This is a genomic window from Catellatospora sp. NPDC049111 (assembly GCF_040648615.1).
Taxonomy (GTDB): Bacteria; Actinomycetota; Actinomycetes; order Mycobacteriales; family Micromonosporaceae; genus Catellatospora; species Catellatospora aurea.
Window position 1 is genome coordinate 23280 of sequence record NZ_JBEZEB010000065.1, and the last position, 12833, is coordinate 36112.

Consider the following 12833-nt stretch of genomic DNA (forward strand, 5'->3'; position numbering starts at 1 on the left):
CAATCGTCGCCCCATTTCGCCACGAGCCTGACTGTGGCACCCTGAGGTCTCCACGGGGGTGGACCGACCTGGGGGAGCGGCGATGCAGCTGCGGCGCGCCCACGGCCTCGTCGCCGTGGTGACCGGTTTCACACTCCTGCTGGCGACCGGCTGCGGCGGCAAAGCGCCCACGGCAGCGCCATCGCCCTCCGCCTCGCCCTCGCCCTCGCCGAGTCCTTCCCCCAGCCCCAGCCCCAGTCCCAGCCCGTCGGCCAGCCCCACGCCCAGCAAGGCGCCCACGACCCGGCCCACCACCGAGAAGTCGTACGTCCTGCAGCGCACCAGCGGCTCGGCGGGCGTCGCGCTGACCTTCGACGACGGGCCGCACCCCACCTGGACCCCGCGTGTGCTCGACGCGCTGCGCGCCCGGGGCGTCAAAGCGACCTTCTGCCTGGTCGGCACCCAGGTCCAGGCACACCCCGCGCTGGTCCGGCGGATCGTCGCCGAGGGCCACACCCTGTGCAACCACAGCTGGAACCACGAGTTCAAGCTCGGCACCTGGTCCGAGACGAAGATCAGCTCGAACATGCGGGCCACCAACAACGCGATCCACGCCGCCGCGCCCGGCGCCCCGATCCGCTATTTCCGGCATCCGGGCGGAAACTGGACGGCCGCCGCCGTACGCGTCGCCCGCAGCCTTGGCATGAGCCCGCTGCACTGGACCGTCGACCCGCAGGACTGGCGCCGCCCGGCCGCCTCCACCATCACCAGCCGGGTCGTCAAGGGCACCCGGGCCGGAGGTGTGGTGCTGCTCCACGACGCCGGCGGAGACCGCTCGCAGACCCTGGCCGCGCTGCCCGGCATCATCGGTGGCCTGCGCGCGAAGTACCAGCTGATCCGGTTGCCCGACACGTTCTGACCCCGATTTGGCGGAACGGCCGCTGGTCACATATGCTTTCCGAGCCTCCGGCGGGGCCGGATGGGAGCAACAGCCACCATCACAGGCAGCTGCAAGCTTTATCGCAGCTGTGTGCGATGATGGTTCGGCCGCCCTCATCGTCTAGCGGCCTAGGACGCCGCCCTTTCAAGGCGGTAGCACGGGTTCGAATCCCGTTGGGGGCACGGACCGGGGACCTGATAAGGTCTCCCGGTAGCAAGGAAGAGCAAGGCAAGTAGCAAGGTCCTGTGGAGCAGTCGGAGTGCTCGCCGCCCTGTCAAGGCGGAGGTCGCGGGTTCAAGTCCCGTCAGGACCGCCAATGTTCGACCACCCCCGGTGGTTTCGGCCAGGTAGCTCAGTTGGTACGAGCGTCCGACTGAAAATCGGAAGGTCGGCGGTTCGACCCCGCCCCTGGCCACCAAAGCTCTTCGCCGGGCTTTGTCGCCCCGAACTGCGCCTGAGTGATCAGGCAGCGGCTCGGGGCCTTTTCATATGCGCGATCCTCTTCCGCTCGCGCGGGTAAATCCGTGGCCGCGAGCGTTCCGCCGGCACTACGGTCGCCCGATGGCTGAACTGGTCGTCCCGGACATGCTGCTGCACCGCGCGTGGCTCGACGCGCGCGACGAGTGGGGGCTCGGGGTGGTGCAGCCCGGCAGCGGGCTGCACCACGCCACCGACGTGGACTCGCCCGAAGCCTTCGCCGCCTGGGTCGACCGGCTCGTCACGTCCTCGGACGAGTCCGTGCCCATCGGGGAGGGGCTGGTGCACGCCTCGTACTGGTGGATGGTGGAGGACGGCGCGGTCGTCGGCTCGATCTCGCTGCGGCACCGGCTGAACGAGTTCCTGCTGCACGCCGGTGGGCACGTCGGCTACTCGGTGCGCCCGTCGGCCCGCGGCCGGGGCCTGGCCGGCTGGGCGGTGGCGCAGGTGCTGGCGTGCGCGCGCGAGAAGGGGATCGAGCGGGTCCTCATCACCTGCGACGACACCAACACGGCCTCGGCGCGCACCATCGAGCGCAACGGCGGGGTGCTCGAGGACGTCCGCGACACCGAACTCGGCCGGACCCGGCGCTACTGGATCGAGCTGGGCTAGCGCCGCGAGCGGGTCAGGACTCGCGGCGGCGCTTGGTGGCGACGGTGGAGCCGGCCAGGGTCAGCAGGCACTGGGGGAGCTGGCCGTCGGCCAGCGCGGCGCCGATGAGCGCCTCGCCGGTCGGCTCGTCGCTGTTGACGTACGCGCTGACGAACCTGGCCACCCAGCGGGCGTCGTACGCCGCTTCGTCTATGCCGGGGAAGTCCAGCGCCCAGGCGCCCGCGCGGACGCCGTCGCCGGCCAGCTCCCCGGCCAGGCACCAGGCGACGTTGTAGGCACCCTCACTGCCGTCGCGCTTCACCACCTCGTCGAGGGTTCCCGCCACCGCGCTGCCGTCTCCGGCAAGTGCCTGGTCAAGTACAAGAGCGGCGTCCTCGAAGGAGTGGTCTGGATCGACGGTCACGGTGGGAGCCTAACGGGCGGCGGCAACCGTACCGGAGCACTCGCCACCCATCGGGCGTATTGGCCCCTCCCCCAAAGCAGGGAACAACGCTAAGGTGCCCGTTGGACCATCGCCATGGAGGCACCCTCATGCGTTTCTCGCGAGCTGTCATCGCCGCTGCCTGCGTCTCGCTGCTCACCCTGTCTGCCTGCAGCTCGGGGCCGGACGATTCCCAGAACCCGGCGTACCAGGGGGCGTACCTCTACGGCACCGACGGCAACATGGCGAACGAGTTCGGCGCGGAGTTCAAGGAGCAGCCGGGCCTGCTCAACGGCATGAAGGGCACGCTGCCGCTGAACGAAGCGGAGGAGGCGTTTCTGCAGGGGATAAAGCGGATCAATCCCGGCCTCAAGGACCGCCTGTACGCCGGCGAGGCGTACGACGCCGTCGTGATCAGCGCGCTGGCCGCGCAGCAGGCCGGCAGCACCGAGCCCGCCAAGATCGCGAAGTACATCAACGCGGTGACCGTCGGCGGCACCATCTGCCGCTCGGTCAAGCAGTGCCTGACCCTGGCGAAGAGCGGCAAGCCGATCTCCTACCGCGGCATGACCGTGCGATACGGCTTCAGCGAGGTCGGCGAGCCTGCGACGACGAGCTACGGCACCGTGCACTTCGGTGACGGCAACGCCCTCGACAACGGCAAGACCGAGTACCTCGGCACCGGCAACGAGCGCGACGTGACCGGCCAGAAGCTGCCGACGCCGGTGAAGAACGGCACCACCGACAAGCCGCTGACCTTCGGCGGCCTGCTGCCGAAGACCGGCGCGCTGGCATACACGACCCCGCCGATGGACGCGGGCGCCAAGCTCGCGATCGAGGAGATCAACGCCGCCGGCGGCGTGCTCGGCAAGCCGGTGAAGTGGATCGAGGGCGATGACGGCACCTCGGTGCCGAAGGCCAAGGCCACCATCGAGAGCCACCACGCGGCCGGGGTGCAGGTGCTGATCGGCCCGGGCGCCTCGGGCGTCGCGCTGGCCACGCTGCCGGATGCGATCAAGTACGGCATGGTCATGTTCTCGCCGTGCAACACCTCGCCCGACCTGACCGGCTTCGACGACAAGGGCCTGTACTTCCGCACCGCGCCCTCGGACCTGCTGCAGGCGCGGGCGCTGGCCGACGTGATGCTGCGCGACGGCCTGCAGCGGGTCGCGATCGTCACGCACAGCGACAACTACGGCAAGAAGCTCGCCGAGGGTGTCACCAAGGAACTGGTCAAGGCCGGCGTGAGCGAGGTGGACGTGCAGACGTACATCTACGAGATCACCGACGACGGCTCGGTCAAGGACCAGGCCGAGCTGGCGAAGATCGCCAACCAGATCCTGCCCACGAACCCCGACGGCGTGCTGGTCATCGGCTACTCCGAGTCCGCGGGAGCGATCAAGGCCCTCGCTGCCGCCGGTGCGAAAATCCGCCACTAACGTGTTGCGGTACGACCCCCGTTAAGGAGAAGTCATGAGCGAGTCCGTGGAGACCCGCGGCGACGACCGCCGCGACCTGATCAAGGGCGACACCGACAACGACGGCCGCACCGACGTGTGGGTGTCCGACACCGACGGCGACGGCAAGGCCGACCTGTTCCAGTTCGACACCGACCACGACGGCGAGGTCGACATCACCCTGGTCGACCTCGACCAGGACGGCACGCCGGAGATCACGGTCGACGGCGACGGCGGCCACGCCCCCAACTGACGCGGCTCGCCGCGCCGGCGCTTTTCATAGACGCTGGCCTATTTCATCGAATCTGGTGCACGATTTTTCGATGAGATAGGCCAGCGTCTTTTCGTGGCGGAGGGGGTGGCGGAGGGCGTTGCGGAGGGTGTGGCGGAGGGTGTGGCGGACGCGAGAGACCGGTCAGGTGATGGGGGCGGGGGTCAGGCGGCGTTGAGGTGGCGGATGGCCTGCCAGATGAGCAGGAAGAGGGCGACGGCGAAGAGGGCGCCGAGCACGACCACGCGGGGCACGGCGGGGCGCATCGGGGAGACGACCGCTTCGGGGTGGCCGAGGTTCACCAGGCGCTGCCGCTGGGCGAGCACCTCGTCGCGGCAGTGCACCAGCAGCATGTCGCCGGGCGCGATGTGGTCGACCCGGCTCAGCTCCACCGCGAACCGGGCCTGCGCGGTCTGCAGGCCGCGTACCGCCCGCTCACCGGCCCGGCCGCAGCGGGCCCGGCCGTAGCGGCGGGCGTCGGCCCGCAGGTGGCCGTGGCCCATGATCTGCAGCTCGCCGGGGGTGGCGATGTTCCGGTCGTGCAGCCGGGCGAGCTGCGCGACGTAGTAGTGGGCCTCGCGATGCCGGGCCACCCACAGCAGGGCCAGCACCATGGCCAGCGCGGGCAGCCCCTTGCCGAGCATGCCGAGCAGCACCCCGGCGGCCCCGGAGCCCAGGCCGTCCGCGAACAGGGGCGAGTTCCACACGAAGTGGGTGAGCCAGGCCAGCCCGAGGCCGAGGCCGAGCCCGCCGAGCCGCCACCACATCGGCTTGTCGGTGCGCACCACGAACCAGGCGATGCCCGCACCGGCGAGCGCGGTGAACAGGGTGTGGCTCCACAGGCCGGCCAGGAAGCCGCGCAGGAAGAAGGTGGCGATCACGGGACCGACGCCGTCGCCCTGGCCGCGCAGCGCGACCGCGTTGACGGCGAACACGATGTCCTCGACGACCTGGTAGCCGAGCCCGATGAGCGCGCCGTAGACCATGCCGTCGAGCACGCTGTTGATCTGCTTGCGGGCGACCAGCACGATCATCACGACGCCCAGCGCCTTGAGCAGCTCCTCGATGGTCGGCCCGGCGATGGCCGAGCCCCAGGTCGCGGCGAAGGCCGGTGAGATCAGCTTGGCGACCAGGTCGTGCACGGCCTGGGTGCCGGGGATCGCCGCCGTGGTGGCCACCGCGCCGCCCCAGGCGAACGCGGTCGCCATGAGCAGCGGCGGCTCGCGTTCGAGGAAGTCCATGGACGCTATGAACAGCCAGAACGGCACGGCGTACAGGGCGAACAGGAGTACCGCCGAGGTGGTGGCGATCGGGAAGCGGGCCATGTCGGTGCGCAGGATCTCCAGCAGGCGCAGCAGGCCGGCCAGCATGATCAGGCCGAGCAGCCAGAACGCCGGCAGCTGCAGCGACTTGAGCGCTCGCGCCGCGCGGGGCGTCGGGCGTACGGAGAACCGCCAGCGCCGCCCGCCGGAGCGGTCCGCGACCGTCACCGGCCACCGCCGTACCGGATGGAGCTGATCGAGTCGTCGATGCCGGCGAGTTCGCGCTGCAGTTCGAGCTGCGCGCCGCTGACGGTGACCTCGATCGAGCGCCCGTCGGCGAGGAAGACGGCGTACCGGCCGCACCGGCCGGGCGCGGTGTAGCCGCCGGCCAGGCCGGACAGCCCACTGGCCGTGTTCACCCCGCCCTCGTCCCCGGTTACCTGGTAGCCCTGCGTCGCCTTGATCTTCGTACGCAGCTTGTCGGCCGCCTCCGCGATCTGCCCGCCGAACGGCTGCACCACGATCGCGTAGCGCACGTCGCCGACCAGGAACAGCACGGTGGCGCGCTCGTCGCCGGGGCGGGTCTTGCTGGCGTCGACCCGGGCTCCGGGCGGCGGCTGCACGCTGACGCCCGCGCCCACCTCGTAGAGGTGCCCGGCCAGGGAGCGGTCGGTCGGCACAGCCCGGTTGAGGGCCGGCAGCCCGAAGACGACGAAGAGCAGGGCAGCGAGTACCGCTGCCCCTCCCAGCAGGTTCCGCACCAGTCGATGGGCGACCATGGTCCGACGGTAGCGGGGCATAGAACTTGAATGCTGCTATATCGAACAACCCGGGCGCATGACCGAGGGGGACTTTGACGGTATGCAACAACGCCTTCAGGATGAGTGAATGACCGGACGGGTGATCAACCGGCGGGAACAGCACAAACAGCACACCCGCGAGGCGCTGGAGGACGCGGCGCTGGCGCTGTTCGCCCGGCAGGGCTTCGAGCAGACCACGGTGGAGGACATCGCGGCCGAGGTCGGCGTCTCGGTGCGCACCTTCTTCCGCTACTACGCGTCCAAGCAGCACGTGCTGTTCGGCGACGTCGGCCACTCGCGGGTGGAGCAGCTGCGCGCCGCCCTGGCCGCCCGCCCCGGCGGGGAGCCGCCGCTGGAGTCGGTGCGCGCCGTGCTGGACGGGGCCGACATCACCGACGAGGCCCAGCTCGGGCAGATCCGAGCCCGCCTGCGTCTGCTCACCGAGCAGCCGACGCTGCTGAGCGCGTACCTGGTGATCAGCGAGGAGCTGCGGAGCCTGGTGAGCCGCTTCGTCGCGGTGCGGTGCGGGGTGCCCGAGTCCCACCCGTACCCGCTGCTGGTCGCCGGGGCTGCCCAGGCCGCGTGGGACAGCGCGCTCTGGTCCTGGGCCGGCGGGCACAGCCCCGACCTGGCCGATGCGCGCCGTTCGGCGTTCGCGCAGCTCACTGTGGGTATTCGCGCTCCGGGGTGAAAGGGGCATACCGCCCCGTTGGTCATCACATTCGGGTAACAGCCGCCACTGTCTGCGAACCCCCTCCCTGTCGTCTCAACTCATACAGAAGTTGAAGCGCAAACGATCAGGGAGGCGTCATGCTGGCACGTCGGCGGGCCTATAGCGCGAAGGGCCTGTTGACTGCCGCCGCGGCGGCAGCACTGATCTCGACGACGCTCCTGGTGGGGTTGGCGAGCTACAGCGGCGCGGTGATCGAGGCGGGCGGCCGGGCGGCCGTGGCCGCGGCCCCGCCGGACGAGCGCGCCGTGCAGGTGCGCCTGCCCTCCCGCACCGGTGGCAGCGGCTGGTCCTCGACCGGCACCGAGGTCGGCAAGTCATTCTCGGAGCAGTCCTGGCGGGAGACCGACGGCAAGCTGCGCGAGTCGTTCGCGGCCCGGTTCTCCGGCACGAAGGTCGAGTTCGGCTCGGCCGGTTACGCCAGCGGCCTGCGGTTCACCAGCGACACCGGTGACGCGACGGCCGACAGCTACGGCGTGGTGTACGCCCGGGTCATGTTCCTGGACGAGCTGGCCGAGCACGCCCGCCTGGTCTCCGGAACGTGGCCGGCGGCCGGCTCGAACCCGCAGCAGGTCGTCGTGGGCGAGGCCGCCGCGCAGGCGCTCGGGCTGCAGGTCGGCTCCGAGGTCACCTTCGCCAACGGCATCACCAAGAAGAACCAGCGCGTGGTGGTCAGCGGCGTCTTCGCCGCGAACCGGGAAGAGGACCCGTACTGGCTGCTCGTGCCCGAGATGGCCGAGGGCGTCGAGGCCGGGCGCAGCACGTACGGCCCGCTGGTGCTGCCCCGTGAGGACTTCTTCCGCGACTGGTCCTACCTCGGCAACAGCGGCTGGGTGGTGACGCCGGACCTGTCCCGGGCCGAGCTGCCGCAGCTGATCGCCGCCCGCAACGCGGTGCGGACCCTGCCGGAGGTGACCGAGGAGCTGGGCTATGGCGACGGCGGCCAGGCCGGCACGCATCTGGAGCGACTGGTCGACCGGATCCAGCAGGCCAGCCTCGTCGGCCGGTCCGACCTGCTCACCCCGCTGCTGCTGATCTCCATCCTCGGCGGGTACGCGCTGCTGCTGCTCGCCGCACTGCTCACCGAGGGCCGCCGGGCGGAGACCGCGCTGCTGCGCGCCCGCGGCGCGTCTCGCGGCCAGCTGGCCGGCCTGGCCGCCCGCGAGGCGCTGCTGATCGCCGGGCCCGCCGCCGTGCTGGCCCCGCTGCTCGTCGCCCCGCTGCTGGGCCTCGTCGCGCGGCTGCCCGCGCTGAGCAACGTGAGCCTGCGGCTGGAGGCCGGGATCACGCCGACGACCATCGCCGTCGCCGCGGCCGCCGGGCTGGGCTGCGTACTGGCGATGCTGCTGCCCGCCATGCGCGGCGGCGGCACCTACGTCGCGGACCTGGCGGCCCGATCGCGGCCCAGCCGCGCCGCCGCCGCCCAGCGCACCGGCCTGGATCTCGCCCTCGTCGGCTTCGCCGGGCTGGCCTGGTACCAGCTGCAGCAGTACGAGTCGCCGCTGTCCGGCGTCGCCGGCAAGCTCGGCATCGACCCGCTGCTGGCCGCGGCCGGGCCGCTCGGGGTGCTCGCGGGCGCGGTGCTCGCGCTGCGCCTGCTCCCGCCGCTCACCCGGCTGCTGGAGCGCCGGGTGGACCGGCGGCCCTGGTTCGCCGCCCAGCTCGGCGTCTGGCAGGCCGGACGCCGCCCGCACGCCGGCCCGGTGCTGCTGCTCGCGCTGAGCGTCGCGGTCAGCACGCTGGCCTGGACGCTCGCCGCGACCGCCCGGCAGTCCCAGGTCGACCAGGCCGACCACACCGCGGGCGCGGACCTGCGCCTGATCGAGACGGCCTGGTCCGTGCCGCCCGGCCGGGTGGACCAGCTCGCCGCGCTGCCCGGGGTCACCACGGCCCTGCCGGCCTGGCGGACCCGCATGGACACCGGCGAAAAGGCGACCCCGACCACGGTCCTGGCCATCGACACGACGGCCGCCGGTGACGTGCTGCGGCTGCGCCCCGACCTCGGCGACGCGCCCGCACAGCTGGCCGCCGCCGCGGCGGAGAGCCACCGCCAGCCGGGCGTCGACCTGCCAGAGGGCACGACGGCGCTGCGCGGCACAGTTCGTGTCACCGGCCCGGAGGGCGAGTGGCTCGCCCACCCGCGCGAGGTGACGGCGCTGGTGCTCACCGACGAGCACGGTGCGATCCACCAGGTGTCGGTGGCCGGCGACGAGGACTCCGACGCGTACGCCTTCGAGGTGGCACTGCCCCGTACGCCGCGCCTGCGGCTGACCGGGTTCGCCGTGGACGGCCCGGAGATGCCCGGCGGCATCCCGATCGTGTGGCAGCTCAACGGCCTGGCAGCGGTAGGCGCGGGCGGCGCCGCCACGGCGCTCAAGCTCGACGGCGACGGCACGAGCTGGGGCCTGCCCACCTCCTCCCTGAGCGGGCAGCAACGGGTCGAGGGCGACACGGTCCGGGTCGAACTGATGAGCGCCGGTGGCTTCGGCGAGGTCCCGCGGTTCGCGTTCAACCTGCGCCCGATGAGTGACAAACTCACCGTCCCGGCGCTGGCCACGCCCGAGGTGCTCGCGTCGCTGCACACCGAGGTCGGCACGAAGCTGGCCATCCCGCTGTGGGGCAGCAGCAACGTCGAGGTGCACATCGTCGGACAGCTCACCGCGCTGCCCGGCGGGGTGGACCAGGCCGCGCTGCTGGTCGACATGCCCGCGCTGAGCACCCACTTCCAGCAGGCCGGCTGGCGTCCGCCCAACATCACCGAATGGTGGGTGCAGACCGACCCGGCCCGGCACGCCGAGGCCGCCGCGGCGGCCGGCCCGCTGCCCAACCTGCAGACCGTCGACCGGAAGGCGCTGGCCGTGCACGCGGCGGACGACCCGTTCGGCGTCGGCGCGCGGATCGCCCTGTTCATCGCCGCGCTCGGCGCGATCTGCCTGGCCCTGGTCGGCGTCGCCGTCGACGTGCGGGCGACCGCCCGGCGCCGGGTCGCCGAGCTCGCGGTGCTGAACACCCTGGGCGCGACGCCGCGGCTGCTCGCCCGCGCGCTGATGATCGAGCAGGCGTTCCTGGCCGGGCTCGGCGTGGCGGTCGGCCTGGTGGTCGGCCTGCTGGTCGCCCGGACGACCGGGCCGCTGGTCATCCTCACCCCGAGCGCGAGCCGGCCGGTGCCGCCCGCGCTCACCACGACGGACTGGCTGCCCGTGCTGGGCACCGCCGCCGCCCTGCTCGCCCTCACCCTGGTGATGGCCGGGCTGGTGGCCACCACGATGCGGCAGCGGCTGGCCGCGGCCCAGCTGCGGATCGGAGCTGACCGGTGAAGGGTTGGATCGCCCGGGTACGGGCCACGGCCGGGCCGCTGGCGCTGCTCGGCACACTCACACTGCTGGCCGGAGTGCTGGTGGTCGGCGCGCCACGGGCCGCGAACCGGCTGACCGACGAGGGCCTGCGCAACGACATCTCGCAGCTCAGTTACACGTCCCGGGACCTCACCTACCGTGGCCTCAAGGACAAGGGCGACAACTGGAAGCCGGACGGCAAGCTGGAACAGCAGCAGGCCGTGCTCTACCCGGCGCTGCGCGAGCGGATCGAGCAGTCCTGGTGGGCGGCGACCACGACGCTGGACGAGTCCTGGGTGACCGGGACCGGCCTGCCTGGTGACAACAAGCAGGGCGCGATGCTGTTCAGCCTGCGCGCCGGCAACGGGCTGGAGGAGCAGGTCGACCTCGTCGAGGGCCGCTTCCCGAAGACCAAGGCGGGCACCGCGGGCCCGATCGAGGTCGTGCTGACCGAGTGGAACGCCGACAAGCTGCGGCAGAAGGTCGGCAGCACGTTCCTGTTCCACCGGGAGGTCCCGGTCGAGGTGGTCGGCATCGTGCGGCCGCACGACGAGAACGGCACCTTCTGGGAACCCACGCCGTTCGGGCTGCGGGCTTACCTGCCCAACGACGACGGCGACCCGTACCGAGTGGTGGTCTACTCCGACGAGCTCGGCCTCGACCGCGTGAAGGATCTCGCCGGCATCGTCTACGAGTGGCGCTACCGGGTCGACACGGCGAAGCTCGACGCGGGCGTGCTGCCCGAGGTCGTCGAGGCGGTCACCGTCGCCCGGCGGCAGGGGCTCGACGCGACCCTGCTGACCAGCCTGGACTCGCAACTGGCGAAGTTCGCCGACAAGGCCCGTGCCGGGGCGGCGCTGCTGGCCGTCGTGCAGATGGGCGCGCTGATCACGCTGGCCGGGCTGGTGCTGCTGGCGGCCCGGGTCGCCGTGACCCGCCGCCGGGGCGAGTTCGCGCTGCTGCGGGCGCGCGGCGGGGCCATCGCCACCATCGGCTCGTACACGCTGCTGGAGTCGCTGCTGGTGGTGCCCCCGGCGGTGGCCGGCGGCCTGCTCGGCGCGGCGGTGGCCGGACGGCCCGCGGTCACCTGGCCGGTGCTGGCCGTGTTCACCGCGCTGGCGGCGCTGGCGGTGCCGGTCATGACCATGCGGACGGCCCGCAACCCCTCCTTCTCCGGCGAGCGGGCCGACCTGGCCACGGCACGGGTCGGCGTGAAGCAGCGCACCGCGGAGCTGAGCCTGCTGGTGCTGGCCGGGCTGGGCGTGTGGCTGCTGCGCAGCCGCGGGCTGAGCACCGCCGCCGGGGTCGACGTCTACCTGGCCGCGGTGCCGGCGCTACTGGCCGCCGGGGCGGCGGTCGCGATGGTGCGGCTGGTGCCGCCGGTGGTGAGCCGGCTGGGCCGGCTGGCCGCCCGTGGGCGCGGCGCGGTGAGCTTCCTCGGCCTGTCTCGCTCGGGCCGCACCGCGGGCGCGGTCATCGGGCCGGTCGCGGTGCTGGTCGTCGCGGTCAGCACGGCGGTGTTCAGCGTGGCCGTGGCAAGCACCATCGACGAGGGCCGCAACCGGGCCACCGACCTGCGCCTGCCCGCCGACGTCAAGATCGACGGGTACTTCTTCGACGACGCCACCGAGGCGGAGCTGGCCGCGGTGCCCGGTGTCACGGCGGTGTCCCAGTACATGGTCGACGGGGCCAGCGATCTGGTCGTCGATCAGAAGCGGCTCGGCACGGTGTACGCGCTGGTGCTCGACGGGCAGGCGTACGCCAAGGTGGTGGCGGACTCCGGAGTCGACGTGACCCCGCCGAAGGAGTTCACCGAGGCGGTGCCCGGCGCACAGGTACCGGCCCTGGTCTCCCCGGGCGTCGCCAAGCAGCTCGGCGGCGACCACGGCGCGGTCACACTGCGCGGCCGGCAATACGAGTTCCGGATCGCCGCCGTGGTCGACGGCTTCCCGCCGATCGCCAACGGCGCGTCGAACTTCATCATCGTGCCGTGGCAGGCGGTGCAGACCGACGCTCAGAAGGCGTTCACGCCGAACGGCTACCTGATCGCCGGCGACGCCGACCCGGAGCGGCTGCGCGAGGTCGGCGCCGCGGGTCAGGAGCGCTGGGCCAACGAGGGCTTCCGGCCGCGCGCGTACGAGGAGGTCACTGACGTGATCACCTGGGCGCAGGCGCGGGAGGAGCTGGACAAGGCCAGCATCAACGCGGTGGTGACGTTCGCGTACGCGATCGGTGCGGGTGCGGGGGTGGCGCTGGCGCTGCTGGCGATCGGGTTCGCGGTGGTGTCGGGGGCGCGGGGCCGGGGCACGGTGCTGTCGCGGTTGCGGACCATGGGCCTGTCGCGGGGTCAGGGCCGTCGTCTGCTGCTGGTGGAGTTGATGCCGGTGGTGGTCGTGGCGGTGGTGACCGGTGCGGTCGTCGGGACGGCGGTGCCGTATCTGATCGCCCCGGCGTTGGGGCTGTCGCAGTTCACCGACGGGGTGTCGGTGGGTGTCACGTTCGACCCGGTGATCGTCGGCGCCTGCCTGGTGCTGGTGGTCGTCGGGATG

At 72.2% G+C, this 12833-nt stretch carries 10 protein-coding genes and 3 tRNA genes; 10 read left to right on the forward strand and 3 right to left on the reverse strand.

Going from position 1 to position 12833, the window contains the following annotated elements; translation table 11 throughout:
* Positions 1-82 precede the first annotated feature (82 nt).
* The 5 genes from AB0B66_RS41775 (at position 83) to AB0B66_RS41795 (ending at position 2008) form a co-directional block, all read left to right on the forward strand.
* Positions 83-898, forward strand: coding sequence for a polysaccharide deacetylase family protein (locus tag AB0B66_RS41775; RefSeq protein ID WP_360540861.1), 816 nt, complete (start codon positions 83-85; stop codon positions 896-898).
* A gap of 130 nt (positions 899-1028) precedes the next feature.
* Positions 1029-1101: transfer RNA gene (locus AB0B66_RS41780), tRNA-Glu, on the forward strand.
* A 57-nt stretch (positions 1102-1158) separates the two neighbouring features.
* Positions 1159-1235: transfer RNA gene (locus AB0B66_RS41785), tRNA-Asp, on the forward strand.
* Positions 1236-1260: 25 nt separating this feature from the next.
* Positions 1261-1337 (forward strand) — tRNA-Phe (locus tag AB0B66_RS41790).
* Between the two features lie 143 nt (positions 1338-1480).
* Complete coding sequence (locus AB0B66_RS41795) at positions 1481-2008, forward strand: GNAT family N-acetyltransferase (RefSeq protein WP_360540863.1); 528 nt, start codon at positions 1481-1483, stop codon at positions 2006-2008.
* Positions 2009-2021: 13 nt separating this feature from the next.
* Here AB0B66_RS41795 and AB0B66_RS41800 read toward each other — a convergent pair whose 3' ends face one another.
* Entirely contained in the window at positions 2022-2411 is a 390-nt protein-coding gene (locus AB0B66_RS41800) for a hypothetical protein (protein WP_360540865.1), read from the reverse strand.
* Positions 2412-2539: 128 nt separating this feature from the next.
* Here AB0B66_RS41800 and AB0B66_RS41805 point away from each other — a divergent pair, with 128 nt between their 5' ends.
* Positions 2540-3868, forward strand: a complete 1329-nt coding sequence (locus AB0B66_RS41805; RefSeq protein WP_360540867.1) for an ABC transporter substrate-binding protein — start codon at positions 2540-2542, stop codon at positions 3866-3868.
* 34 nt (positions 3869-3902) lie between these two features.
* Positions 3903-4139: a hypothetical protein gene (locus AB0B66_RS41810; protein WP_144123171.1), complete on the forward strand. Its 237-nt coding sequence runs from the start codon at positions 3903-3905 to the stop codon at positions 4137-4139.
* Positions 4140-4321: 182 nt separating this feature from the next.
* Here AB0B66_RS41810 and AB0B66_RS41815 read toward each other — a convergent pair whose 3' ends face one another.
* Together AB0B66_RS41815 and AB0B66_RS41820 are read right to left on the reverse strand one after the other, a co-directional pair.
* Positions 4322-5647, reverse strand: coding sequence for a PrsW family intramembrane metalloprotease (locus AB0B66_RS41815; protein ID WP_360540869.1), 1326 nt, complete (start codon positions 5645-5647; stop codon positions 4322-4324).
* Positions 5644-6198 (reverse strand): hypothetical protein, encoded by a 555-nt coding sequence (locus AB0B66_RS41820; protein WP_360540871.1) that lies wholly within the window; start codon positions 6196-6198, stop codon positions 5644-5646. Before AB0B66_RS41820 ends, AB0B66_RS41815 begins: the two co-directional genes overlap by 4 nt.
* A 109-nt stretch (positions 6199-6307) precedes the next feature.
* Here AB0B66_RS41820 and AB0B66_RS41825 point away from each other — a divergent pair, with 109 nt between their 5' ends.
* The 3 genes from AB0B66_RS41825 to AB0B66_RS41835 all read left to right on the forward strand — a co-directional run.
* Positions 6308-6910: a TetR family transcriptional regulator gene (locus AB0B66_RS41825; RefSeq protein ID WP_360540873.1), complete on the forward strand. Its 603-nt coding sequence runs from the start codon at positions 6308-6310 to the stop codon at positions 6908-6910.
* Positions 6911-7029: 119 nt separating this feature from the next.
* Complete coding sequence (locus AB0B66_RS41830; protein WP_360540875.1) at positions 7030-10266, forward strand: FtsX-like permease family protein; 3237 nt, start codon at positions 7030-7032, stop codon at positions 10264-10266.
* Positions 10263-12833, forward strand: a 2571-nt coding sequence (locus AB0B66_RS41835; RefSeq protein WP_360540877.1) for an FtsX-like permease family protein, incomplete at its 3' end; no start/stop codon positions are given. The genes AB0B66_RS41830 and AB0B66_RS41835, both read left to right, overlap by 4 nt.